Consider the following 25,084-nt stretch of genomic DNA (forward strand, 5'->3'; position numbering starts at 1 on the left):
CCGCCACGGCACGGTCCGCGGGCCCGCCCGCGGCCAGGGCCGCCCACAGCGCCGGCATCGTCGAGCGCAGCGAGAGCCGCTCCACCCGACCGGCGTAGACGCCACCGAGCAGCGGCTCGACGACCCGGTCGACGACAGCGCGGCCCCACACCCGGCCGACCGCGTCGGCGACCGTCAGGTCCCCCTCGTCGAGGACGAAGGGGGCCGGCTGCGCGGCTCGGGCGGCCTCCCCTTCGTCGAGCAGGCCGGTGAGGTCGCTGCCCGGGCCTGGCACCCCCATGAAGGTGCGGCCGGGGACCGGCCAGCGCCGGCCGCGGGACCAGATGGCGGCGGGGACCGGCTCGGGGTGCACCACCTGCTCTGCCAGCCCGAGGTCGGTGAAGAGGTCACGGGCGGCGACGCTGCTGGCGACGACGGACTCCGCGCCGACGTCGACCCTCACCCCACCGACGTCGTGCTGGCGCACCTTGCCGCCGAAGCGGTCGCCCCCGTCGAGCACGGTGATCTCGAGCCCGGGGTGACCCTGCAGCAGGTGGTGGGCGGTGGCGAGGCCGGCGAGCCCTCCCCCGACGACGACGACCCGGTGACCCATGGACCCAATTCTCCCACGAGGGAACCGATCGCCTCCCGCCGCCGTCAGACCCTTCGACGACGCCGGGAGGGGCCCGGCGCAGAGCAGGGAGTAAGGACCATGACCAGGACGCACATGAGGTGGGCGGCACTGCTCGCGGCCAGCGGGGTGGCCCTCGCCGGGTGCAGCGGCGGGGACCGCACGAGCAGCGACCACGCGCCGCAGACGCAGTCGACGACCGCTGCCTCCGAGCAGTCCGCCGGGGGCAGCGCCGAGCCGGGCTCGGCCCGGCAGGACTCCGACGACAGCAGCACGGACTCGAGCGGCAGCCAGGCGCCCACCGATGCCAAGGTCGCCCGGACCGTCAACCTCTCCATCACCGTCGACGACATCGACAAGGCCTCCGCCCAGGTGCGCTCGGCGGCACGCACGGCCGACGGCTACGTCTCCTCCGAGGACTCCCGCACCGCCACCTACCCCGGCGGTCGCGCGTGGGCCGAGATCACCGTGACGGTCCCCGTGACGAAGCTGGACTCCACGACCACCGACCTGTCGGAGATCGGGGAGGTCACCAAGCGCAGCAGCAGCGCCGAGGACCTCACGGCCCAGTACACCGACACCGCCGCGCGGGTGAAGACCAAGACCAAGGCCGTCGAGCGCCTGCGCAAGCTCATCGACAGCACCGAGGACCTCGACCAGATCGTCACCCTCGAGGACGAGCTCGCGACCCGCGAGGCCGATCTGGAGTCGATGACGAGTCAGCAGAAGGCCCTCGAGAAGCGCACGGCCACCGCCCCCATCACGGTCAGCCTGTCGACCGAGCGCCCCGAGGCCGACGACGAGCCCGAGGACGCGACCGGTTTCGTGGCCGGGCTCAAGGCGGGCTGGGGTGCCTTCACCGACTCGATGACGGTGGCGCTGACGGTGCTGGGCGCGGTCACTCCCTTCGCCGTCGTGCTCGCCGTGGTGCTGGCACCGCTCGGCTGGTGGCTGCGCCGCCGGCGCCGGACCGCGAGGGCGGCTACCGGGAGCTGACCTCGTGGACCAGCTCGACGACGCGGGTCAGGACGACCGGGTCCGTGTCGGGCAGGACCCCGTGGCCGAGGTTGAAGATGTGGCCGGGTGCGGCGCGTCCCTCGTCGAGGATGCGCCGCACCTCGCGCTCGACGACCTCCCACGGGGCGAAGAGCAACGCCGGGTCGAGGTTGCCCTGGACGGGCTGGTCGCCACCGACACGGGCGATGGCGTCACCGAGGTTGACGCGGTAGTCGACGCCGATGACCTCGGTGCCCGCACCGGCCATGTCGGTGAGCAGCTCGCCCGTACCGACCCCGAAGTGGATGCGCGGGACCCCGGCGTCGGCGAGCGCGCCGAGCGTCGCGCGGCTGTGCGGCAGGACGTACTCGCGGTAGTCGGCGCGCGAGAGGAAGCCGGCCCAGCTGTCGAAGAGCTGGATCGCGCTCGCCCCCGCCTCCACCTGCACCTTGAGGAAGGCCGCGGAGATCTGCGACAGGCGGGTGCACAGGTCGTGCCACAGCTCGGGGTCGCCGTGCATGAGCGACTTGGTGAGCTCGTGGTTGCGGCTGGGACCCCCTTCGATGAGGTAGGACGCGAGGGTGAAGGGGGCACCGGCGAAGCCGATGAGGGGCGTGCCCCCGAGCTCGAGGACGATCCGCCGGACCGACTCGGCGATGTCGGGGATCATGTCTGGCGTCAGCACGGGGATGCGCTCGAGGTCCTCGCGGGAGGCGAAGGACTCGTCGAGCACCGGGCCCACCCCAGGCTCGATGTCGATGTCGACCCCGGCCGCCTGGAGCGGCACGACGATGTCGGAGAAGAAGATGGCGCCGTCGACGCGGTGACGACGCACCGGCTGCAGGGTGATCTCGGTGACGAGGTCCGGCGTGCGACAGGCCTCGAGCATGTCCGTGCCACGACGGATCTCGCGGTACTCAGGGAGGGAGCGGCCGGCCTGCCGCATGAACCACACGGGGGTGTGCGGCACGGACTCACCGCGCGCGGCGCGGACGAGAGGACTGTGGGAGGGGTCGGCGGAGTTCGTCACGGCCGCATCCTCCCACGGGAGCATCGGCCGGCTTCGGCGTGCCCTCCCGCGCATATCACCCGCACGCACCTACTCTCGCTGGGTGGCCACCCGAGAGTTCTCCGAGGCGCAGTCTGCGGACTTCGCGCACGCCCTGCGCAGCCTGCACGAGGCGCGCCTGCGCCCCGAGGTGCGGCTGACCGAGGTCCCCGCTCCCTCCCGACTCGCCCCGCACTCCGTCGCGATGACGGCCGACATCGTCGACCCGAGCGACGACGAGGACATCGCCACGGGTCGCTTCGTCCTGCTGCACGACCCCTCGGAGCCCGAGCCGTGGTCCGGCGCCTGGCGGGTCGTGACCTTCGCCCGCGCCGAGCTCGAGGCCGAGGTGGCGAGCGACCCGATGCTCGGTGCCGTCGGCTGGTCGTGGCTGACCGATGCGCTCGAGTCGCACGGCATCGAGCCGATCAACCTCGCCGGGACGGTCACGCGCGTGGTGTCGGAGTCCTTCGGCGACCTCGACGACCGTGAGCCGGACGTCGACATGGAGATCCGCGCGTCGTGGACGCCCGCCGGCCCGGCCGTCGGGGTCCACCTCGAGGCCTGGGTCGACATGCTCGGCACCGTGGGTGGTCTGCCGCCCCTCCCCTCGGGGGTCGTGGCCCTGCCGGGGCGGCGCCGTTGAGCAGCACACCACCGGACGACACCGAGAGCGCACCGACCGCGGAGGAGCCCGCTCCCCTGCCCGTCCTGCGCGAGCCCGCGGACGGCGTGCCCGCCGTCATCACCGAGGAGTCCGAGCTCGACGCCTGCGCGGCAGCCATCGCCGAGGGGTACGGCCCGGTGGCGCTCGACGCCGAACGGGCCTCGGGCTACCGCTACGGCCAGGCCGCCTACCTCGTGCAGGTGCGCCGCGAGGGCGCGGGCACGTGGCTCATCGACCCCGTGGGCCTGCCCGACCTCACCCCCCTCGACCGGGCCATCGGCACCGGCGAGTGGATCCTCCACGCCGCGACGCAGGACCTGCCCTGCCTCGGCGACCTCGGGCTGCGACCCCGGCAGATCTTCGACACCGAGCTCGCGGCACGGCTGCTCGGCCTGCCTCGCGTCGGCCTCGCCGCCGTGATCGAGCACTACCTCGGCATCAGCCTGGCCAAGGAGCACTCGGCCGTCGACTGGTCCACCCGGCCGCTGCCCGAGCCGTGGCTGCGCTACGCCGCGCTCGACGTGGAGGTGCTCACCGAGGTGCGCAACCTCATGGGCATCGACCTGGCCGCGCAGGACAAGAGCGAGTGGGCTCGGCAGGAGTTCGAGGCGCTGCTGTCGTGGCGCCCCGCGGTCAAGGAGGACCCGTGGCGACGCACCTCCGGCCTGCACAAGATCCGCCAGCCGCGGGTCCTCGCGACGGTGCGTGAGCTCTGGTACGAGCGGGACCGGATCGCTCGCGACCGCGACACCTCGCCCGGCCGGGTCATCCCCGACACCGCACTCGTCGAGATCGCCCAGGCCAACCCGAGCGGACCGGGTGACCTGCCCCGCGGCCACCGGGCGATCCAGCGCAACCAGCGCGCCTGGCTCGACGCGGTCGCCCGCGCCCGCACGCTCCCCGACGCGGAGCTGCCGCCTGCGTCGGTCCGCTCGGACGGTCCCCCGCCCCAGCGGTCCTGGGCCAACCGTGACCCCCTCGCGGCCGAGCGGCTGACGCAGACCCGGGAGGCCCTCGGCGACTTCGCCGCCGAGCACACCATCCCCATCGAAAACGTCCTGCTCCCCCGACCCCCTGCGCCGGGCCGTGTGGTCCCCGCCCGCCGAGCGCACCCCCGAGGCCTTCGCCGCGGCCCTCGCCGAGCACGGCGTGCGCCCCTGGCAGCGCGAGATCGTCGCCCCGATGCTCGCCGACGCCTTCGCCGCCCACCCCGACGCCTGACCTCCCTTCGAGACGGCCGCAGGCGGCCTCCTCAGAGAGCGGATGGGCGAGACGGCCGCAGGCGGCCTCCTCAGGGAGCGGGCCGGACGGGGAACGTGGGCGGGGTCACGCGAGGCGCATCTGTCGCAGGTGAGCAAGCGCTTAGTAGCCTCAGAGGTGTCGGGTGGAACCACCCGGCTGCTCCTGCACCACGACAGAGAGGCCCACCGTGCCCCGCACTTCACGTGAGGTCGTCTTCGTCGACGGCGTTCGCACGCCGTTCGGCAAGGCCGGGGAGAAGGGCATGTACGCCCAGACCCGCGCCGACGACCTGGTCATCAACTGCATCCGCGAGCTCATGCGCCGCCACCCCGAGCTGCCGCCGGAGCGGGTCGAAGAGGTCGCCATCGCCGCGACGACCCAGATCGGCGACCAGGGACTGACCCTGGGCCGCATGGCCTCGCTCCTCTCGGGCCTGCCCAACACCACCCCCGGCTACTCCGTCGACCGCATGTGCGCCGGCGCGATGACCGCGGTCACCAACATCGCCGGCGCCATCTCCTTCGGCTCCATCGACGTCGCCGTCGCCGGTGGCGTCGAGCACATGGGCCGTCACCCCATGGGTGAGGGCGTCGACCCCAACCCGCGCGTCGTCGCCGAAAAGCTCGTCGACCCCTCCGCGCTCGTCATGGGCAAGACGGCCGAAAACCTGCACGACCGCTACCCGACGCTCACCAAGGAGCGCTCGGACGAGTTCGCGGTCAACAGCCAGCGCAAGCTCGCCCAGGCCTACGAGGACGGCAAGATCCAGCCCGACCTCGTCCCGACCGCCACCCGTCACGCCGACAAGGGCTGGGGGCTGGCCACCGCCGACGAGCCGCCGCGCCCGCAGACGACGCTCGAGTCCCTCAAGGGCCTGAAGACCCCCTTCCGCCCGCACGGCAACGTCACCGCCGGCAATGCGGCCGGCCTCAACGACGGCGCGACGGCCTGCATCCTCGCGGCCGAGGAGACCGCGCACGAGCTCGGTCTGCCCGTCGGCATGCGCCTGGTCGAGTTCGCCTTCGTCGGCGTCGAGCCGGAGGTCATGGGTTACGGCCCGGTCCCCGCCGCCGAGAAGGCCCTGGCCAAGGCCGGCCTGACCATCGACGACATCGACCTCTTCGAGCTCAACGAGGCCTTCGCCGTGCAGGTGCTCGCCTTCCTCGAGCACTTCGGCATCGCCGACGACTCCGACAAGGTCAACCGCTACGGCGGTGCCATCGCGACCGGCCACCCGCTGGCCTCCTCCGGCGTGCGTCTGATGACCCAGCTGGCCCGCCAGTTCGCCGAGGACCCGAGCGTCCGCTACGGCATGACCGCCATGTGCATCGGCATCGGCATGGGTGGCGCCGTCATCTGGGAAAACCCGCACCACGCCGACTACGGCAAGGAGAACTGAGCATGAGCGAGCCCAAGCCCGAGGTCGTCACCCGCGCCCTCGTCCAGGACGTCCAGCTCCCCGCCGACGGCGGCACGCTGGCCCTCATCACGCTGGACAACGGCCACGACCACACCAAGCCCAACACCTTCGGCCTCGAGGGCATGGCCGGTCTGAGCGCCGCCGTCGAGACGCTGCAGCAGCGCGCGGAGGCCGGCGAGATCGTCGCCGTCGCCGTCACGGGCAAGCCCTTCATCTTCGCCGTCGGCGCCGACCTCTCCGGCGTCCCGGGCGTCGCCTCCCGTGAGCAGGCCCTCGAGATCGCCCGCGCCGGCCACGCCGCCTACGCGGCGGTCATGGACCTGCCGGTGCCGACCTTCGCCTTCGTCAACGGCGCGGCGATGGGCGGCGGCGTCGAGCTGTCGCTGGCCTGCGACTACCGCACGATGAGCAAGGCCGTGCCGGCCATCGCGCTGCCCGAGGTCTTCCTCGGTCTCGTGCCCGGCTGGGGCGGCTGCTACCTGCTCCCCCGCCTCGTCGGCCCGGAGAAGGCCCTCAAGGTCATCGTCGAGAACCCGCTCAACACCAACCGGATGCTGAACGGCCCGGCCGCGGCGAAGCTCGGCCTCGCCGACGCGCTCCTCGACGGGGCCGACTTCCTCGAGCAGTCGATCATCTGGGCGGCTGGAGTCCTCACCGGCGAGACGAAGGTCGAGCGCGAGCCGGTGAGCGACGACGCCGCCGTCTGGGAGGCCGCCGCCGCGGCCGCCACGCAGCTGGCCGACGCGAAGACCGCGGGGAAGTCCCCTTCGCCCTACCGGGCCATCGAGCTCGTCACGGCCGCGCGCACCGCTGAGCGCGACGCCGCCTTCGCCGCCGAGGACGAGGCCTTGGCTGACCTCCTCATGGGTGACGAGCTGCGCGCCGGCCTGTACTCCTTCGACCTCGTGCAGAAGCGCGCGAAGCGACCGGCGGGTGCCCCCGACAAGTCGCTGGCCCGCCCGGTCGGCAAGGTCGGCATCGTCGGCGCCGGTCTCATGGCCAGCCAGCTGGCGATGCTCTTCATCCGCTCGCTCAAGGTGCCGGTCATCATGACCGACCTCGACCAGGAGCGCGTGGACAAGGGCGTCGCCTACGTCCACGGCGAGATCGACAAGTCCCTCGCCAAGGGCAAGATCACGCAGGACAAGGCCAACCAGCTCAAGGCCCTCATCACCGGCTCCACGAGCAAGGAGGGCTTCGCCGACGCGGACTTCGTCATCGAGGCCGTCTTCGAGGAGCTGGGCGTCAAGAAGAAGGTCTGGGCCGAGGTCGAGCAGGTCGTCACGCCCGAGTGCGTGCTCGCCTCCAACACCTCGTCGCTGTCGATCACCGAGATGGCGTCAGACCTGGAGCACCCGGAGCGGGTCGTGGGCTTCCACTTCTTCAACCCGGTGGCCGTCATGCCGCTGCTCGAGATCATCCCGGGCGAGCGGACGGACGACGCGGCGCTCGCGACGGCCTTCGCCACCGGCAAGGGCCTGAAGAAGACCTGCATCCTCGTCAAGGACAGCCCCTCCTTCATCGCCAACCGACTGCTCGGCCGCTTCATGGGCGAGTTCTCCAAGATCGTCGACGAGGGCACTCCGGTCGAGGTCGCAAACGAGGGCATCGCGGGCCTGGCCCCGATGCCGCCGCTGGTCCTCGTCGGGCTCGTCGGCCCGGCGATCGCGCTGCACAACAGCGAGACGCTGCACCGTGAGCTCGGCGAGCGCTTCTACGTCTCGCCCAACCTCAAGGCGCTCGTCGAGGCCGGCAAGCGCTCCTACGACGACGAGGGTGTGGCCGAACTGCTCACCGCCCCCGAGTCGCCGGTCGAGCTCACCGCCCAGCAGGTCCGCGAGCGGGTCCTCGGCGTCCTCGCCGAGGAGGTGCGCACGATGCTCGACGACGGTGTCGCACAAGCCCCGATGGACATCGACCTCGCGATGATCACCGGCGCCGGCTTCCAGTTCTGGAACGGTGGCCTCACGCCGCTCCTGGACCGTGAGGGCGTCTCGGAGAAGGTCACCGGGCAGCGCTTCCTGCCGAAGGGTGTGGCCAGCGTCCCGGCCTGATGCGTTGGCAGCATGACGAGGCCTGACCGGCTTCCGGCATGTCGAAGGGGAGGTCCCGACGACGACCTTCGCTTCTCGTGGTCCTCGCAACTCCTGCGTCTAAGGAGTTGCGAGGACCACGGTCGTTCGACGTGACGAAGGGCCGAGGGGCCTGACGGTGACCAGCGACGCCGCGCCGTCCGGGTCGAGGGGTTGCTGCACGCGGTGAACGACCAGGCCGACCCCCGACGCGGTCCAGGCACAGTTCAAGCCGTGCGATGCTTACGCTGTCATGGGATGTGGTGATGAGGTCCAGATGGGCATCTCGACCTAGACGCTGTCACGAGGGGACGTCATGAGATGAGTGCGGATCCGGGTATGTCGAGCGTCGTCCCCCTCTCCCGCATCCCGAAGATCGTCGGGGTCGTCCAGGCGGGCGGTCAGGGCTCCCGGATGGACGTCCTCACGCGTGAGCGCGCCAAGCCCGCCCTCCCCTTCGCCGGCAGCTACCAGCTCGTCGACTTCGCACTGAGCAACTTCGGCAACAGCGGCATCCCTGACGTGTGGGTCTCGGTGCAGTACGAGGCGTCCTCGCTCGACCGCCACCTCGCCGGTGGGCGGCCCTGGGACCTCGACCGCACCCGCGGCGGCTACCGGCGGCTCGTGCCGGAGGAAGGGCAGGCCAGCGGGTCCGAGGGCTTCAGCACCGGCAACGCCGACGACCTGCTGAAGATCGGTGCCCAGCTGCGTGAGGCGGGCGCCGAGGTCGTCGTCGTGACGAGCGCCGACCAGGTCTACCGCCTCGACATGCGGGCCGTCGTCGCCCAGCACCTCGAGCGCGGGTCCGAGGCCACGATCGTCACCGTGGAGGTGCCGCTCGCGCAGGCCAAGCACAAGACGGTCGTCGACGTCGGCCGGGACGGCGTCGTGCAGGGGCTGACCGACAAGCCCACGGCCCCGCCACACGGGACGATCGCCGCCGAGATCTTCGTCTACGACGTCCAGGTGTTGCTGCGCACGCTCGACGCGATCCGGCACGAACGGGCGCAGGCCGACCCCGGGCTCACGGAGGGGATCGGCGACTTCCCCGACCGCCTGCTCCCGCGGCTTGTGGAGGGAGGGAAGACCCACGCGTACGCGCTCACGGGCTACTGGCGCGACCTCGGCCGCCCCTCCGCCTACCTCGCCGCGCACCGCGAGCTGCTGCGCGCACGAGTCGACGTCTTCGACGACCCGGCGTGGCCGATCCTCACCCGGTCGCCGGAGATGCCGCCGCCGATGATCCACGCGGGCAGCGTCGTCGAGGACTCGATGATCAGCCCCGGGTCGCACGTGCACGGCACCGTGCGCCGCAGCGTCGTCGGACCGGGCTGCGTCGTCGAGGCGGGTGCGGTCGTCGAGGACTCGGTGCTCATGCACCGGGTGCGGGTCGCGTCCGGTGCACAGGTCTTCGCCTCGGTCGTCGACGACTCGTGCCGGGTCGGCGAGGACGCGCAGGTCGGGGCCCAGCCGAAGCGCTGGCCGCCCTCGGACTCCGCCGTCGTGCTCGTCGGTCGTGAGTCGCACGTGGCGAAGGGGGTCGTCCTCGAGCCTGGAGCCCGCCTCGAGCCCGGCACCACTGCGAGCTGAACGAGCCCCCACTCCTTCGGCGTTCCTGAGTCGTGGACTCAGCCGTAGGGCAGGTGTCGTCACTGGCCCGTGCGCGGACCCTGGGACTCTTCGTGAAGCCTGTGCTCACGCGAGCAGTGAAGGGTTCACGGGGCGGCTCTAGGTAGACTCCCCGGATGCAAAAACCGGCAGCAGGTCGCCTAGGTCCCGGTCACATTGCACGCACTTTACGGACGGAGTCCGGATCGGCGATGTTTCTGGCGCTCGTGACCGTCATGGCGCTCGTCTGGGCGAACTCGCCGTTGTCTGAAAGCTATTTCGAACTGTGGCATCAGGAAGTCGGTTTCGATGTCGGTCCCGCCGGCATGCATATGAATCTGCACCATTGGATCAACGACGGCCTGATGGTGATCTTCTTTTTTGTTGTCGGATTGGAGGTTCGACAGGAGTTCGCGCACGGGTCTTTACGGGATCGCAGCCGTGCTGAACTCGCTGTGATGGCTGGAGTTGCAGGTGTCGCTCTTCCGGCTCTGGTCTACGTGCTTGTCGTCAGCGTGTCCGGCGGTAGCGGACTTGGCGGATGGGGTGCTGTCGTCGGCACCGATACAGCATTCATGCTGGGCGCACTCGCCATAGTGGGTCCACGGCTGTCTGGCCAGTTGCGTGTTTTTCTCCTCACCCTGACAGTGGTCGATGACTTCCTAGCGGTATCGATCATTGGAATTGTCTATAGCGATCAGATCAAGCTTGTCCCCTTGTCGATCGCTCTCGCCTGCCTCATAGGCTTGTGGGGACTCGGCCGCTCACGGCAGTGGAATGCCGCACCTTATGTGATCCTTGTGATTGTCATGTGGTTCGCCACCGTCTCTTCTGGGGTGCACGCCTCACTCGCCGGCATGCTCGCCGGTCTACTGATCCCCGCTTACCCCACGCGGCGCCACGAGGTAGTTGCCGCCCGCCAGTTCTTCCGTGACTTCTGGCAGTCGCCCAGCGCCGCGTCGGCGCGCAGTGTCAGCCGTGGCCTGGCGCGGGGGATCTCGGTGAACGAGAGAATGCATGAAGTCCTTCGCCGCCCCACTGCACTGCTTGTCGTGCCGATCTTCGCTCTCGCCAATGCCGGCGTCGACCTCAGGGGTGGACTCCTGGCAGATTCCTTCGGATCATCCGTGACCTGGGGGTCATTGCTGGCCTCGTAATCGGCAAGCTTGTCGGAATTGGCGTTGCCACTCTCCTCGCGGTCAGGATGGGCCTTGGTCGACTCCCGGAAGGAGTGGGTATGGGCAGCGTCTTCGGCGGTGCAGCACTTTCAGGCATCGGGTTCACCGTCTCTCTGCTCATCATCGGACTTGCTTTCGGCTCGACAACCGACCTCGGGCGACAGGCGACGCTTGGGGTGCTGGTGTCCCTGGTGCTCGCCGTCGCCCTGGGCTGGTTGATATTCAAGATCGCCGCTCAGCGGTGGGGCGAGGAAAGTGCAGATCTCCCCATGGTGCTCGACCCCGCAGTCGACCCCGAAGTTGACCACATCCGCGGCCCGGAGGACGCCAAGCTGACGCTGGTCGAATACATCGACTTCGAGTGCGAGTACTGTGCACACGCCACTGGCTCCTGGGAAGATCTGAGGGGGCAGTTCGGTGACGATCTTCGTTACGTCGTGCGGCATCTTCCCCACCACCCACATGGGCCGCTGGCTGCAAAAGCATCTGAAGCAGCCGCGAACCAGGGCGAGTTCTGGCGGTGGCTCGACTTCGTATTCACCCATCAGGACGCGCTCGAGCGAGAGCACCTTATTGGTTACGCGGACGAACTCGGACTGGACGTCGATCGCTTCGTACAGGACATGGACAGCGAGGCTGTCGCAGAACGAGTCAACCGCGATCTCGTGAGCGCCCAGGACAGCGGAGCCCACGCCACTCCAACCTTCTTCGTCGAAGGTCGCCGCTTGCTGGGCGACTATGACGCCCGGACGTTGACTGCGGCACTCGAGTCCAGCAGGCGCGGCACACGAACCCAGGTGGCCTCTGTCTGAGATGGATCGGGACGACACCGCTGACTCGCTCTCTCGCGACCTCGGCGGCCGCGACGTGGTTGCCAGAGGTCAGTCGGAAGGCGTCGCAGGTACGACGCTGGCCCGGCTGCCAGTCTGCGGTTTCCGGTCGTGACGTGCCTGCAGTCGGGATAGCGTTGGTTCATGACCCCGCCCTCCACGCAGACTGATGAAAACTCAGCCTTCATTCAACCGGACGTTCGAGTGCGCGGCGCCCGCGAGCACAACCTCAAAAACATCGACCTGTCAATACCGCGTGACGCCATGGTGGTGTTCACTGGCGTCTCTGGCTCGGGCAAGTCCTCGCTGGCTTTCGGCACGCTATATGCGGAGTCCCAGCGACGTTATCTGGAATCGGTTGCACCGTATGCCAGGCGCCTCATCGACCAGGCGGGAGTCCCCGAGGTGGACTCCATCACCGGAATGCCGCCCGCCGTGGCATTGCAGCAACAACACGGCGGGCGCAGCACCCGGTCAACGGTCGGAAGCATCACGACACTCTCCAGCCTGGTTCGCATGCTGTACTCCCGCGCGGGTACATATCCGGATGGGCAGCCGATGCTCTATGCAGAGGACTTTTCGACCAATACTGTCGAGGGTGCTTGCCCGGAATGCCACGGAATCGGTCGGGTCTACGACGTGCCAGAGGACACGATGGTCCCCGATCCGACCCTGACGATCCGAGAGCGCGCCATCGCCTCGTACCCCACGGCGTGGCATGGGCACCAACTGAGAGACGTCCTCGTCGGGCTTGGTTACGACGTCGACGTGCCATGGAAGGACCTCCCGAAGAAAGACCGCGACTGGATCCTCTACACGGATGAAACGCCTTACGTTCCCGTCCACTCACGACTCACCCTTGCTGAAGCGCGTGAAGCCATGGACGCCGGAATCGAGCCCAGCTATTCCGGAACCTTCGTAGGAGCGCGTCGCTATGTGCTTGACACATTCGCGAATACGAAGAGCACGTCGATGAAACGCCGTGTTGCTCAGTTCCTCACATCGGTCCCGTGCCCCGCATGCCATGGCAAACGTTTGAAGCCGGAAGCGCTATCGGTGACATTTGAGCAGCTCGACATCGCCCAGTTCTCACAGCTGCCCTTGCATGAACTCTTGTCTGTCATCGAAGCCGCAGTCGTCGCGGCAGAAAGCGCAACTGACGGTGCCGGTGACGAGTCTCGCTCGTCGGGTGGGGCGGTCGAAAAACTGGCCGCAACCGTCCGCTTGGGGACCGGACTCGTCGATCGGATCCTTCCGATCATTGATCTCGGCCTGGGCTACCTGTCGTTGGATCGCACGTCCCCGACCCTCTCAGGCGGAGAACTTCAGCGTCTGCGACTGGCAACCCAGCTGACTTCCGAACTTTTCGGCGTCGTCTACGTGTTGGACGAACCTTCCGCCGGGCTCCATCCGCAAGATGTCAGTGCGCTGTTGGACGTCCTTCAGGGGCTCAAGAAGCGCGGTAACAGCCTCTTCATCGTCGAGCACTCCGTCGACGTGATGCGGCGTGCGGATTGGCTTGTGGACATCGGGCCCGCCGCAGGTGAACGAGGAGGGCGTGTCATCTACAGCGGCCCGACCGAAGGACTGGCTGACGTCGAGGAATCCGCCACCCGAGACTACCTCTTCGGCGGCAACGGGCTCCCCCTGCATGAGCCAAGGAAGCCACACGGGTGGTTGCGTCTCGAGAAGATCTCGCGCAACAACCTGCGGAGCATCTCCGTCAAGATCCCGTTGGGTGCACTCACAGCAGTCACAGGTGTGTCGGGGTCAGGCAAATCCAGTCTCGTCAGCCAAGTTCTCCCGACCCTGGTCAGCGAGCATCTCGGACGCCCCGTCACAACTGATGAGCCAGTGCCCGACGGCGATGACATGCTGCTTTCCGATGGCCCCCAGGAGCTCGAGGGTTCTGTCGCGGGTGACCTCACTGGAGTGCGCCGGGTGGTAACCATCGACCAGAAACCGATCGGGCGCACACCTCGGTCGAACGTCGCAACCTACACCGGCCTGTTTGACCACGTACGACGCCGATTCGCCGAGACCCCGGAATCTCGTGCACGCGGCTACAAACCCGGGAGATTCTCATTCAACGTCGCCGGCGGCCGTTGCCCCACCTGCGAGGGAGAGGGATCAGTCATGGTTGAGTTGCTCTTTCTCCCTTCCGTGTACACGGAATGCCCGGAATGTCATGGCACCCGCTACCAGTCGAGCACTCTCGAGATCCTCTGGCGCGGACGAAACATCGCGGAGATCCTCGCTTTGAGCGTTGAGGATGCCCACGAATTCTTCGAGGGAGAAGTCGACATCATGCGCTCCCTGACCGCGCTCCTCGATGTCGGACTCGGATACCTACGTCTCGGCCAATCCGCAACCGAGCTCTCTGGTGGCGAGGCCCAGCGAGTCAAGCTGGGCAGCGAGCTGCAGCGGGCTCAAAGCGGCGACACTCTCTACGTCCTCGATGAACCAACTTCCGGATTGCACTGCGCCGATACCGACCGGCTCGTAGCTCACCTGCAATCACTCGTGGACGCCGGGAACACCGTGGTCATGGTCGAGCTCGACATGCGAGTCATCGCACAGTCCGATCACGTCATCGATCTCGGGCCCGGTGCTGGGGGCGACGGCGGACAGGTCGTCGCGGCCGGCACTCCAGCGGAGGTCGCCGGTTCGTCCACGAGCGCTTCAGCACGTTATCTGGCCACTGCGCTCGAAGAGGCTGCGGCCGTCTCGAGGGTGGACACCGTCGTTGCCTGAGGCAGCTGCGCGTGTGATGACATCTCCCTCCGGTCTGTCGTGACGTCGGTGGCGACGAAGTGGTGGTGTGAGGTGAGTCGGGAAGGACCCCAACGATCCCGGCATCCCATGCCAGGACGACGGGATCCGCAGCAGGCGAAGGCGGCGATCGCGCTGACCGGCGACACGCGAGGACGACGACGGACGGCACCTATCTCATATATGGGTTACGGTGGTTGGTATGTCTGATGACTACCTCGCCCGAATCGGCACGACGATCAAGGAGGCGCGTCACCGCGCAGGCCTGTCCCAAGCCGACCTCGCCACCAAACTCGAGACGAGCCAGAGCGCCGTCGCGCGCATCGAGGCCGGGGGGCAGAACCTCACCCTCGACAACCTCGCGCGCATCAGCGAGGCGCTCGACACCGAGCTCGTCGCGCTCACCCGCACCTCGAGCAGCGGCGCTGTCCACCTGAAGATCGAGGGCGGTCGCACGCTCTCCGGCGCCATCGACGTCAAGACGAGCAAGAACGCCGCCGTCGCGCTGCTGTGCGCCTCGCTGCTCAACAAGGGCACGACCACCCTGCGCAACCTCGCGCGCATCGAGGAGGTCAACCGGATCCTCGAGGTGCTCGACTCCATCGGCGTCAAGACCCGCTGGCTGCCCGGCAGCGCCGACCTGGAGATCGTGCCCCCGGAGCGGATCAACCTCGACGGCATGGATGAGGAGGCCGCCCGCCGCACGCGCACGGTCATCATGTTCCTCGGCCCGCTGCTCCACGAGTTCGACAGCTTCCGGCTGCCCTACGCCGGTGGCTGCGATCTCGGCACGCGCACCGTCGAGCCGCACATGACCTCGTTGACCCACTTCGGTCTCGACGTCACCGCGACGCAGGGTTGGTACGAGGCCAAGGTCACCGACCAGGACTCGTCCGACCGCTCGATCATCCTCACCGAGCGCGGCGACACCGTCACCGAAAACGCGCTCATGGCCGCAGCCCGCCACCCGGGCCGGACCATCATCCGCAATGCCTCCCCCAACTACATGGTCCAGGACCTGTGCTTCTTCCTCGAAAAGCTCGGGGTCCAGGTCAAGGGCATCGGCACGACGACCCTCGAGGTCACCGGCCTGACCGAGATCGACGTCGACGTCGAGTACTCGCCGAGCGAGGACCCGATCGAGGCGATGAGTCTCATCGCGGCTGCCGTCGTCACCAAGTCGGAGATCACCATCCGCCGCTCCCCCATCGAATTCCTCGAGATCGAGCTGGCCACCCTCGCCGGCATGGGTATGCGGTACTCGTTGTCCCAGGAGTACCTCGCGGACAACGGCCGCACCCGTCTGGTCGACATCACGACCCACCCCGGGCCGCTCAAGGCGCCGATCGACAAGATCCACCCGATGCCCTTCCCCGGGCTCAACATCGACAACCTGCCCTTCTTCGCGCTCATCGCCGCCTGCGCCGAGGGCACGACGACGATCCACGACTGGGTCTACGACAACCGCGCCATCTACCTGACCGAGCTCAACAAGATCGGCGGCAAGGTGACGCTCATGGACCCGCACCGCGTGCTCGTCGAGGGCCCCAACCGGTGGCGGGCAAACGAGGTCACCTGCCCGCCGGCGCTGCGCCCTGGCGTCGTCGTGCTGCTCGCGATGCTCGCCGCGCCGGGCACCTCGTACCTGCGCAACGTCTACGTCATCCACCGCGGCTACGAGGACCTCGCCGAGCGCCTCAACGCGCTGGGCGCGAGCGTGCAGCCCTTCCGCGACATCGGCTGACGACCCGAGCGCACGAAGGGAGGGCCCCACAGGATCACCGGTGGGGCCCTCCCTTCGTCACAACGCCCGAGGAGATCGCGGTGAGCCCGTCAGAGGTGCGCGCGCAGTCGCTCGACGATCGGCTCGGGAGTCAGCCCGACGCTCTCGAGCACCTGGGCCCGCGAGGCGTGGGCGAGGAACTCCTTGGGCAGGCCGAAGCGGTGCACCGGGGCGGTGACCCCGGTCTCGTCGAGGACACGGGCGACTTCCGCACCGACGCCGCCGGAGACGTTGTTGTCCTCGATGACGGCGACCCGGCCGCTGCGACCGGCGAGCTCGACGAGGGCCGCGGGCACCGGCAGCACCCAGCGGGGGTCGACGACCAGAGTCGAGTGGCCTTCTGCCGCAAGCTTTTCGGCGACCGTCGTCGCCGTGCCGGCCATCGAGCCGACCGAGACGACGAGCACCTCGGGATCGACCGCCGGGTCGCCGGCGAGGACGTCGAGCCCGCCGACCGTCGCGACGGCTTCGAGCGGGTCGGCGACGCTGCCCTTAGGGAACCGGATGACCGTCGGGCCGTCCTCGACGTCGACGGCCTCGCGCAGGGCGACCCTGATCTGCTGCCCGTCGCGGGGTGCGGCCAGGCGCAGGCCGGGCACGATGCTCGCGAGCGACATGTCCCACATGCCGTGGTGGCTGGCGCCGTCGGGGCCGGTCACGCCGGAGCGGTCGAGGACGAAGGTCACGCCTGCCTTGTGCATGGCGCAGTCCATGAGCAGCTGGTCGAAGGCACGGTTGAGGAAGGTCGCGTAGATCGCCACGACCGGGTGCATGCCGGCGAAGGCGAGCCCGGCGGCCATCGTCGTCGCGTGCTGCTCGGCGATGCCGACGTCGAAGATCCGCTCGGGGTGCGCGTCGGCGAAGGGCTGCAGGCCCACGGGCATCATCATCGCCGCGGTGATCGCGACGACCTCGGGCCGCTCCCGGCCGAGCGCGAGCATCTCGTCGCCGAACTCGTCGGTCCAGGAGCGCCCGGAGATCTCCAGGGGCAGGCCGGTCTCGGGGTTGATCTTGCCGACGGCGTGGAACTGGTCGGCCACGTCGTTGCTCGCGTGGTCGTAGCCTCGCCCCTTCTGGGTGATGACGTGCACGAGCACGGGTCCGCCGAAGGCCTTGGCCCGGCGCAGCGCCTGCTCGACGCTCGCCTCGTCGTGCCCGTCGACCGGTCCGAGGTACTTGATGCCGAGGTCCTCGAACATCCCCTGCGGGGCCCAGAAGTCCTTGGCGCCCTTCTTCATCGAGTGGAAGGCCTGGTAGGCGGCCCGACCGACGACGGGCGTGCGGTTGAGCTTGTCCTTGCCCCAGTCGAGCACCTGCTCGTACTGACGGTTGGTGCGCAGCATCGCGAGGTGGTCGGCGAGCCCGCCGATCGTCGGCGCGTAGGAGCGCTCGTTGTCGTTGACGATGATGACGAGAGGCAGGTCCTTGTCGGCGGCGATGTTGTTGAGCGCCTCCCAGGCCATGCCGCCGGTCAGGGCGCCGTCGCCGATGACGGCGACCGCGTGCCGCTCCTCGCCGCGCAGGCGGTAGCCCTTGGCGATGCCCTCGGCCCACGACAGGGAGGTTGACGCGTGGCTGTTTTCGACGACGTCGTGCTCGGACTCGGCGCGGCTCGGGTACCCGGAGAGGCCGCCTCGGGTGCGCAGCGCGCTGAAGTCATGTCGCCCGGTGAGCAGCTTGTGCACGTAGGACTGGTGGCCGGTGTCGAAGACGACCGTGTCACTCGGGCTGTCGAAGACGCGGTGCAGCGCGATCGTCAGCTCGACGACCCCGAGGTTGGGCCCGAGGTGTCCGCCGCTGCGGGAGACCTCGGCGACGAGGAAGGCTCGGATCTCCTCCGCGAGGGTCTCGAGCTGCTCTGCGGGCAGGCGCTTGAGGTCGGCGGGTGAGGTGATCGTCTCGAGGACTGCCACGCTGGGCTTCCTTCCAAGGGTCGGGGACCGCACGAGTCTACGTCCGCAGCACTGGGAAGTGGCTGTGACCTGCCCAGCCTGTCACCACGTCGGACGAAGGGGGTCACAGCCGGTCGACGAAGACGCTCCCGTCGAGCGCCTCCCGGATGAGCAGGATGCTCCGCTGCGCGGACCGCAGCCGCAGGCCCTCGTGCTCGAGCGCCACGAGCAGGGCGTCGATCGTACCGTCGGGCAGCGACTCCGCCAGGTCGACGCGCACCGTCCGGTATGCCTGCCGCATCGCGTCGACCTGCGCCGCGACGTGCAGGTCGGCGAGCCAGGCCAGCGCGGCCGGGTGCCGACGCAGCACCGCATGCCCGCGGTAGTCGGGCGGGCACAGGTCGAGCAGCCACGAGACCGCCGCTGGCTGCCACCCCCCGCACCGCGGGTGGTGGCACGCGGTCCGGCCACCCAGGGGGTCCCCCCCTTCGCCCCCGCCGCAGCGGTCCGCGCCCCCCGGCGACCCGGGCAGCGCCGTCCGCACCGGCGGACGCGAGGTCTGGTCGAACATGTGTTCGAGTGTACGTCGCAGCGGCGACGGCCCACCACCTCCCGTATTTCCCTAGGGAAATACGGGAGAGATGGGGACGACACGACGAAGGGGGCCGTCCACCGGATGGTGGAGGGCCCCCTTCCTCGACGGCTCCGGTCAGCCGACGAGCGACCGCAGCACGTACTGCAGGATGCCGCCGTTGCGGTAGTAGTCCGCCTCGCCGGGGGTGTCGATGCGCACGACCGCGTCGAACTCAACGGCCTCCCCGCCGTCCTTGGTCGCCGTGACCTTGACCGTCTTGGGCGTCGAGCCGTTGTTGAGCTCGGTGATGCCCGCGATGTCGAAGGTCTCGGTGCCGTCCAGGCCGAGCGAGTCGGCGCTCTGCCCCTCGGGGAACTGGAGCGGGATGACGCCCATGCCGATGAGGTTGGAGCGGTGGATGCGCTCGTAGGACTGCGCGATGACGGCGCGGACGCCGAGCAGGCGCGTGCCCTTGGCCGCCCAGTCACGCGACGAGCCGGAGCCGTACTCCTTGCCCGCGAGGACGACGAGCGGGACGCCGGCCTCGATGTACTTCTCCGAGGCCTCGAAGATCGTCGTCTGGCTGCCGTCGCCGAGGAAGTCGCGGGTGAAGCCACCCTCGACGCCGTCGAGCAGCTGGTTCTTCAGCCGGATGTTGGCGAAGGTGCCGCGGATCATCACCTCGTGGTTGCCACGGCGCGAGCCGTACGAGTTGAAGTCCTTGCGCTCGACGCCGTGCTCGGCGAGGTAGACACCCGCCGGGCTGTCGGCCTTGATCGCACCGGCCGGGCTGATGTGGTCGGTCGTGACCGAGTCGCCGAGCTTGGCCAGGACGCGCGCACCGGAGATGTCCTCGACTGCGTCGAGGTCCATCTTCATGCCCTCGAAGTACGGGGGCTTGCGCACGTAGGTCGACTCGTCGGCCCACTCGAAGGTGTTGCCCTCGGGGGTCTCGAGCGAGGTCCAGCGCTCGTCACCGGCGAAGACGTCCGCGTACTTCTCGGTGAACATCTCCTGCGTGACCGCGGTGTCGATCGTGCTCTGCACGTCGGCCGGGTTGGGCCAGATGTCCTTGAGGAAGACGTCGTTGCCGTCGGCGTCCTGGCCGAGGGCCTCGGTCTCGAAGTCGAAGTCCATCGTGCCGGCGAGCGCGTAGGCGATGACGAGCGGCGGCGACGCGAGGTAGTTCATCTTCACGTCGGGGTTGATGCGCCCCTCGAAGTTGCGGTTGCCGGACAGGACCGAGGTGACGGCGAGGTCGTTGGCGTTGACCGCCTGCGAGACCTCCTCGATGATCGGGCCGGAGTTGCCGATGCAGGTCGTGCAGCCGTAGCCGACGAGGTGGTAGCCGAGCTTCTCGAGGTAGGGCCACATGCCGGCCTTCTCGTAGTACTCGGTGACGACCTTGGAGCCGGGCGCCATCGACGTCTTGACCCACGGCTTGACCTGCAGGCCGCGCTCGACCGCGTTCTTGGCGAGCATCGCGGCGGCCATCATGACCGACGGGTTTGACGTGTTGGTGCAGCTGGTGATCGAGGCGATGACGACGTGGCCGTGGTCGATCTCGACCTCGGCGCCGTCGATGACGGCCTTCGCCGGGTTGGAGGCCCGGTCACCGTTGTTGCGCGGCTCGGAGTGCGAGGGGCGGCCGGCGCTCTCGGACGCCTCGAGCGCGTCGTGGCTCGGGGCGTCGGAGGCCGGGAAGGTGCTGGCGAGCTCGGTGTCGACCGAGGACTTCTCGATGCCGTTGCCGTCGACGACGTAGTTCTTCAGGTCGCCACGGAACTGCTCCTTGGCCTTGCTGACCTCGATGCGGTCCTGCGGGCGCTTCGGGCCGGCGATCGAGGGGACGACCGTCGACAGGTCGAGCTCGAGGTACTCGGAGAAGCGGGGCTCGACAGCCGGGTCGAGCCACATGCCCTGCGTCTTGGCGTAGGCCTCGACGAGCGAGACCTGCTGCTCGGAGCGGCCGGTGAGGCGCAGGTAGTCGAGGGTGACGTCGTCGATGGGGAACATCGCGGCGGTCGAGCCGAACTCGGGGCTCATGTTGCCGATGGTCGCGCGGTTGGCCAGCGGCACCTGGGCGACGCCCTCACCGTAGAACTCGACGAACTTGCCGACGACGCCGTGGTCGCGCAGCATCTCGGTGATCGTCAGGACGACGTCGGTCGCGGTGGCACCGGCCGGGATCGAGCCGGAGAGCTTGAAGCCGACGACGCGCGGGATGAGCATGGAGACCGGCTGGCCGAGCATGGCCGCCTCGGCCTCGATGCCGCCGACGCCCCAGCCCAGGACACCTAGGCCGTTTTCCATCGTCGTGTGCGAGTCGGTGCCGACGCAGGTGTCGGGGTAGGCGACGCCGTCGCGGGTCATCGTGACGCGGGCCAGGTGCTCGATGTTGACCTGGTGGACGATGCCGGTGCCCGGGGGGACGACCTTGAAGTCGTCGAAGGCCGTCTGGCCCCAGCGCAGGAACTGGTAGCGCTCGTTGTTGCGCTCGTACTCGAAGTCGACGTTGCGCGCGAAGGCGTCCGCGGTGCCGAAGGCGTCGATCTGGACCGAGTGGTCGATGACGAGCTCGGCCGGGGCGAGCGGGTTGATCTTCGTCGGGTCGCCGCCGAGCTCGGCGACGGCCTCACGCATCGTGGCGAGGTCGACGACGCAGGGGACGCCGGTGAAGTCCTGCATGATCACGCGGGCGGGCGTGAACTGGATCTCGGTGTCGGGCTGGGCGTTCTCGTCCCAGGAGCCGAGCGCGTTGATGTGGTCGGCGGTGACGTTTTCGCCGTCCTCGGTGCGCAGCTGGTTCTCCAGCAGGACCTTGAGGCTGTAGGGCAGGTTCTTCGAGCCCTCGACCTTGTCGATCCGGTAGATCTCGTAGGACTCGTCACCGACGGTGAGCGTGTCCTTGGCGTTGAAGGTGTTCGAGCTGGCCACAGTCGACTCCTCTGTCGTAGTTATCTTGACGTCAAGATAAAACTATCACAGCGCCCCGGGCACGGACCCACGGGCGCGCTCACCGCCACTCTTCCCCACGGCGGCGCCCTGTGTCACGAGGTCGCGGCCTCCCCCTTCGGCTCGAAGGTCGCCACGCACTCGACGTGGTGCGTCATCGGGAAGGCGTCGAAGGCTCGCAGGGCGGTCAGCTCGTAGCCGAGCTCGCCGAGGTAGGCGGTGTCCCGGGCGAGCGCCGCCGGGTCGCAGGCGACGTAGACGAGGCGGCGGGGGCGAAGGGAGGTCAGCGCGGCGACGACGCCGCGGCCGGCCCCGGTCCGGGGCGGGTCGAGGACGACGACGTGCGCGCTCGGCGGCAGCAGGTCCGAGCGCGCCGGACGACGCGGCCCGCGGCGCCGGCCCTGGCGCGGCACGCCGAGCAGGTCGTCGACGCGGCCGGGCACGACGAGTGCCCACGGGTGGGCGGCGAGGTTGTCCCGCAGGTGCTCGGTCGCCCGGCGGTCGGACTCGACGGCGATGAGCTGCCCGGTGGCACCGACGGCATCGGCGAGCGGCACCGACAGCAGGCCCACACCGCTGTAGAGGTCGAGCACGCGCTCCCCCGGCCGCACGTCGGCCGCCTCGAGCATCGCCGCGACGAAGGCGTGCGGAGCATCGCGGTGGACCTGCCAGAAGCCGCGGGCGTCGACGGTCATCGAGCGCTCCCCCGCTGGCGTGCGGACGATCTCGGTCACCTCGATCGGCGGGGTCGGCGCCTCCTGCGGCACCTCGACGACGACGGTGTCGCTCTCCCCGGACGGCACGACGACGTCGATCGCGCGGATGCCCTCGAGCTCGCCGACCGACTCGGCGCGGGTCTCGCGCAGGGCCTCGTCGACGTCGGGGACGGCGATCGGGCATCCGTCGACCTCCACGACGTCGTGGCTGCGGTGCCGGCGCAGACCGATGCGGCCCTCGACCACCGCAAACTCCACGCGAGTGCGGTAGCGCAGCCCGTCGGCGTCGTCGAGCGGCTCGACGACGACCTCGCGCTCGATGCCCGCGAGGCGCTGGAGCTGCTCGGCGACCACGGCGGCCTTGAGCTCGCGCTGGTGCGCGGTGGCGACGTGCTGGAAGTCGCAGCCGCCGCACCCGCCGGGGCCGGCCGCCGCGCAGCGAGGGGCGATCCGGTGGGGCGAGGCCTCGAGCACGCTGACGGCGTCGGCGCGCAGGAAGCGGTCTCCGGGACCCCCTTCGGTGATCCGGGCACGCACCCGCTCCCCCGGCAGACCGTGCCGCACGAAGAGGACCCGACCGTCGTAGCGGGCCACGCAGTGCCCACCGTGGGCGATCGCCCCGACCTCCACCTCGACCTCGTCGCCGGTCGTCAGGTCGTCAGCTGCCGGTGCCGTCATGATCCACCTCGTCGTACGTCGCCCGCGACCGGGCCGTCCATGCGTTCCTCGGCGCCCGCCGAGCTGGCCAGCTGCCAGGGCACCGAGGACACCATGACACCCGGCGTGAAGATCAGTCGGCTGCGCAGCCGCAGCGCCGACTGGTTGTGCAGTGCCTGCTCCCACCAGTGGCCGAGCACGTACTGCGGGATGTACACGACCACGAGATCACGCGGGTTGCCCGAGCGGATCGACTTCACGTACTCGACGACCGGGCGGGTGATCTCGCGGTAGGGCGAGTCCAGGGCCTTGAGCGGCACCGGGATCGCTCGCCGGTCCCACTCCGCCTGCAGCGCGCGGGTGGCGTCGTGGTCGACGTCGACGGTCACCGCCTCCAGGCGCGAAGGGCGGGTGGCCGATGCGTAGGCGAGCGCCCGGAGCGTCGGCCGGTGGATCGTCGAGACGAGGACGATCGCGTGGACCCGCGACGGGAGGAGCTGGTGCTGGGTGTCGCCCTCGGCGACCGACAGCTCGTCGCGCACGTGCCGGTAGTGCCGGCTGATCGCCCCCATGAGGACGAAGAGCCCCGCCATGGCGGCCATGGCGAAGCCGGCGCCGTGGGTGAACTTCGTGAGGACCACGACGACGAGCACGGTGCCCGACATCGCCGCGCCCACGGCGTTGATCGCCCGGCGCCGCATCATGGCCCGCTGCTCGCGGCGGTCCTTCTCGAGAGCCAGGTGCCTGTTCCAGTGCCGCACCATGCCGATCTGGCTCAACGTGAAGGAGACGAAGACCCCGACGATGTAGAGCTGGATGAGCTTGGTGACCTGCGCGTCGTAGATGACGATGAGCAGCCCCGCCGCGGCGGCGAGCAGGAGGATGCCGTTGCTGAAGGCGAGCCGGTCACCGCGCGTGTGCAGCTGACGCGGCAGGTAGCCATCGCGGGCGAGGATCGAGCCGAGGACCGGGAAGCCGTTGAAGGCCGTGTTGGCCGCGAGCACGAGGATCAGGCCCGTGACGATCGAGACGATGACGACCCCGGCGGGGAAGCCGTCGAAGACCGACTGGGCGACCTGCGCCATGACGGTGTGCTGGACGTATTCCTCGCCGACGGGCTGACCGTCACGCAGCAGCTGGGTCGCGGGGTCCTCGGCGACCTTGACCCCGGTCCACGAGGCCAAGGCGATCATCGACACGAGCATCGTGATGGCGATGCCACCCATGAGGAGCAGGGTCGTCGCGGCATTGGTGCTCTTGGGCTTGCGGAAGGCGGGCACGCCGTTGCTGATCGCCTCGACACCCGTGAGCGCCGCGCACCCGGACGAGAAGGCACGCAGCAGGAGGAAGGCCATCGCCAGGGTGCCGAGCTGCTCCATCCCCGGCTCGGGGGCCAGCTGCAGCGGTCCGCTCTCCGCCTGTGGCAACGTGCCGGTCGTGCGCCGCACGACCCCGACGAGCCCCATGGCGATCACCGACAGCATGAAGAGGTAGGTCGGGATGGCGAAGGCCTTGCCCGACTCCCGGACACCCCGCAGGTTGATCCCGGTGAGGGCGGCGATGAGCACGAGGGCCGCGAACACCTCGTGGCCGCGGATCCACGGCAGCGCCGCGGCGGCGTTCTGCACTCCCGACGAGATGGAGACCGCCACGGTGAGCACGTAGTCGACGAGCAGCGCGCTCGCGACGGTCAGGCCCGCCTTGCGCCCGAGGTTGGTGCTCGCGACCTCGTAGTCGCCTCCGCCAGAGGGGTAGGCGTGGACGTTTTGTCGATAGCTCGCGACGACGACGGCCATGACGGCGACGACCCCGAGGGCCACGGGCCACGAGTGGGTCATCGCCAGGGCGCCACCGGCGAGGCCGAGGGTCAGCAGGATCTCGTCGGGCGCGTAGGCGACGGAGCTGAGCGCGTCGCTGGCAAAGACGGGGAGAGCGAGCTTCTTGGGGAGCAGGGTCTCGCCGAGATGATCGCTGCGCATCGCGCGGCCGACGAGGACGCGCTTGATGAGTCGTCCGGAAGACACCACGCGAGTGTAGGCCCGCGCACGGAGGGGTACCGTCATG

Annotated in this window: 15 protein-coding genes and 2 pseudogenes; 10 read left to right on the forward strand and 7 right to left on the reverse strand. The window is 69.3% G+C overall.

Annotated elements, in window-relative coordinates:
- A partial coding sequence (locus B277_RS04000; protein ID WP_007925428.1) for a protoporphyrinogen/coproporphyrinogen oxidase occupies window positions 1-592 on the reverse strand: 592 nt, incomplete at its 3' end.
- Window positions 593-691: 99 nt separating this feature from the next.
- Between B277_RS04000 and B277_RS04005 the strand changes: the two genes are divergently transcribed.
- Window positions 692-1,606: a DUF4349 domain-containing protein gene (locus B277_RS04005; RefSeq protein ID WP_083853631.1), complete on the forward strand. Its 915-nt coding sequence runs from the start codon at window positions 692-694 to the stop codon at window positions 1,604-1,606.
- Here B277_RS04005 and hemE read toward each other — a convergent pair.
- The gene (hemE, locus tag B277_RS04010; protein ID WP_007925431.1) at window positions 1,593-2,660 is read right to left on the reverse strand and encodes a uroporphyrinogen decarboxylase; all 1,068 of its coding nucleotides are present in this window, start codon (window positions 2,658-2,660) and stop codon (window positions 1,593-1,595) included. The two genes, B277_RS04005 and hemE, sit on opposite strands and share 14 nt — an antisense overlap.
- 58 nt (window positions 2,661-2,718) lie before the next feature.
- Between hemE and B277_RS04015 the strand changes: the two genes are divergently transcribed.
- The 9 genes and pseudogenes from B277_RS04015 to B277_RS04050 all read left to right on the forward strand — a co-directional run bounded on the left by B277_RS04015 (window position 2,719) and on the right by B277_RS04050 (window position 16,187).
- Window positions 2,719-3,300, forward strand: coding sequence for a DUF3000 domain-containing protein (locus tag B277_RS04015; RefSeq protein WP_007925433.1), 582 nt, complete (start codon window positions 2,719-2,721; stop codon window positions 3,298-3,300).
- An 86-nt stretch (window positions 3,301-3,386) separates the two neighbouring features.
- Window positions 3,387-4,328 (forward strand): annotated as a pseudogene (locus tag B277_RS04020) (HRDC domain-containing protein); the annotation flags it as partial.
- A gap of 422 nt (window positions 4,329-4,750) precedes the next feature.
- On the forward strand, window positions 4,751-5,962 hold the full coding sequence (locus tag B277_RS04025) for a thiolase family protein (protein ID WP_040880764.1): 1,212 nt from the start codon (window positions 4,751-4,753) through the stop codon (window positions 5,960-5,962).
- Between the two features lie 2 nt (window positions 5,963-5,964).
- Complete coding sequence (locus B277_RS04030) at window positions 5,965-8,037, forward strand: 3-hydroxyacyl-CoA dehydrogenase NAD-binding domain-containing protein (RefSeq protein ID WP_007925446.1); 2,073 nt, start codon at window positions 5,965-5,967, stop codon at window positions 8,035-8,037.
- 339 nt (window positions 8,038-8,376) lie between these two features.
- The gene (locus B277_RS04035) at window positions 8,377-9,645 is read left to right on the forward strand and encodes a glucose-1-phosphate adenylyltransferase family protein (protein ID WP_083853632.1); all 1,269 of its coding nucleotides are present in this window, start codon (window positions 8,377-8,379) and stop codon (window positions 9,643-9,645) included.
- 254 nt (window positions 9,646-9,899) lie between these two features.
- A pseudogene (nhaA, locus tag B277_RS20465) lies at window positions 9,900-11,002 on the forward strand (Na+/H+ antiporter NhaA); the annotation flags it as partial.
- A gap of 108 nt (window positions 11,003-11,110) precedes the next feature.
- Window positions 11,111-11,653 (forward strand): DsbA family protein, encoded by a 543-nt coding sequence (locus B277_RS20470; RefSeq protein ID WP_238148151.1) that lies wholly within the window; start codon window positions 11,111-11,113, stop codon window positions 11,651-11,653.
- Window positions 11,654-11,815: 162 nt separating this feature from the next.
- A complete protein-coding gene (locus tag B277_RS04045; RefSeq protein WP_040880765.1) occupies window positions 11,816-14,425 on the forward strand; it encodes an excinuclease ABC subunit UvrA in 2,610 nt (869 codons plus the stop codon).
- Between the two features lie 220 nt (window positions 14,426-14,645).
- Window positions 14,646-16,187 carry a helix-turn-helix domain-containing protein gene (locus B277_RS04050; protein ID WP_007925452.1) on the forward strand — a complete coding sequence of 514 codons (1,542 nt, stop codon included), beginning with the start codon at window positions 14,646-14,648 and terminating at the stop codon, window positions 16,185-16,187.
- Between the two features lie 89 nt (window positions 16,188-16,276).
- Here B277_RS04050 and dxs read toward each other — a convergent pair whose 3' ends face one another.
- The 5 genes from dxs to B277_RS04075 form a co-directional block, all read right to left on the reverse strand.
- Window positions 16,277-18,139: a 1-deoxy-D-xylulose-5-phosphate synthase gene (dxs, locus tag B277_RS04055; RefSeq protein WP_007925453.1), complete on the reverse strand. Its 1,863-nt coding sequence runs from the start codon at window positions 18,137-18,139 to the stop codon at window positions 16,277-16,279.
- Window positions 18,140-18,242: 103 nt separating this feature from the next.
- Window positions 18,243-18,689: a hypothetical protein gene (locus B277_RS04060; protein WP_007925454.1), complete on the reverse strand. Its 447-nt coding sequence runs from the start codon at window positions 18,687-18,689 to the stop codon at window positions 18,243-18,245.
- Between the two features lie 138 nt (window positions 18,690-18,827).
- The gene (locus tag B277_RS04065; RefSeq protein WP_007925456.1) at window positions 18,828-21,629 is read right to left on the reverse strand and encodes an aconitate hydratase; all 2,802 of its coding nucleotides are present in this window, start codon (window positions 21,627-21,629) and stop codon (window positions 18,828-18,830) included.
- Between the two features lie 113 nt (window positions 21,630-21,742).
- Window positions 21,743-23,041, reverse strand: coding sequence for a class I SAM-dependent RNA methyltransferase (locus B277_RS04070; RefSeq protein ID WP_007925458.1), 1,299 nt, complete (start codon window positions 23,039-23,041; stop codon window positions 21,743-21,745).
- Window positions 23,038-25,083, reverse strand: coding sequence for an APC family permease (locus B277_RS04075; RefSeq protein WP_051987857.1), 2,046 nt, complete (start codon window positions 25,081-25,083; stop codon window positions 23,038-23,040). Before B277_RS04075 ends, B277_RS04070 begins: the two co-directional genes overlap by 4 nt.
- Between the last annotated feature and the right edge of the window lies 1 nt (window position 25,084).

Source organism: Janibacter hoylei PVAS-1 (genome assembly GCF_000297495.1).
GTDB lineage: Bacteria > Actinomycetota > Actinomycetes > Actinomycetales > Dermatophilaceae > Janibacter > Janibacter hoylei.

Bases quoted from the DNA above. Each gene is read 5' to 3' on its own strand.
- B277_RS04005 (WP_083853631.1), top strand. From the start codon at position 692: ATGACCAGGACGCACATGAGGTGGGCGGCACTGCTCGCGGCCAGCGGG.
- hemE (WP_007925431.1), bottom strand. From the start codon at position 2,660: ATGCTCCCGTGGGAGGATGCGGCCGTGACGAACTCCGCCGACCCCTCC.
- B277_RS04030 (WP_007925446.1), top strand. From the start codon at position 5,965: ATGAGCGAGCCCAAGCCCGAGGTCGTCACCCGCGCCCTCGTCCAGGAC.
- B277_RS04035 (WP_083853632.1), top strand. From the start codon at position 8,377: ATGAGTGCGGATCCGGGTATGTCGAGCGTCGTCCCCCTCTCCCGCATC.
- B277_RS20470 (WP_238148151.1), top strand. From the start codon at position 11,111: ATGGTGCTCGACCCCGCAGTCGACCCCGAAGTTGACCACATCCGCGGC.
- B277_RS04045 (WP_040880765.1), top strand. From the start codon at position 11,816: ATGACCCCGCCCTCCACGCAGACTGATGAAAACTCAGCCTTCATTCAA.
- B277_RS04050 (WP_007925452.1), top strand. From the start codon at position 14,646: ATGTCTGATGACTACCTCGCCCGAATCGGCACGACGATCAAGGAGGCG.
- B277_RS04060 (WP_007925454.1), bottom strand. From the start codon at position 18,689: ATGTTCGACCAGACCTCGCGTCCGCCGGTGCGGACGGCGCTGCCCGGG.
- B277_RS04070 (WP_007925458.1), bottom strand. From the start codon at position 23,041: ATGACGGCACCGGCAGCTGACGACCTGACGACCGGCGACGAGGTCGAG.
- B277_RS04075 (WP_051987857.1), bottom strand. From the start codon at position 25,083: ATGACGGTACCCCTCCGTGCGCGGGCCTACACTCGCGTGGTGTCTTCC.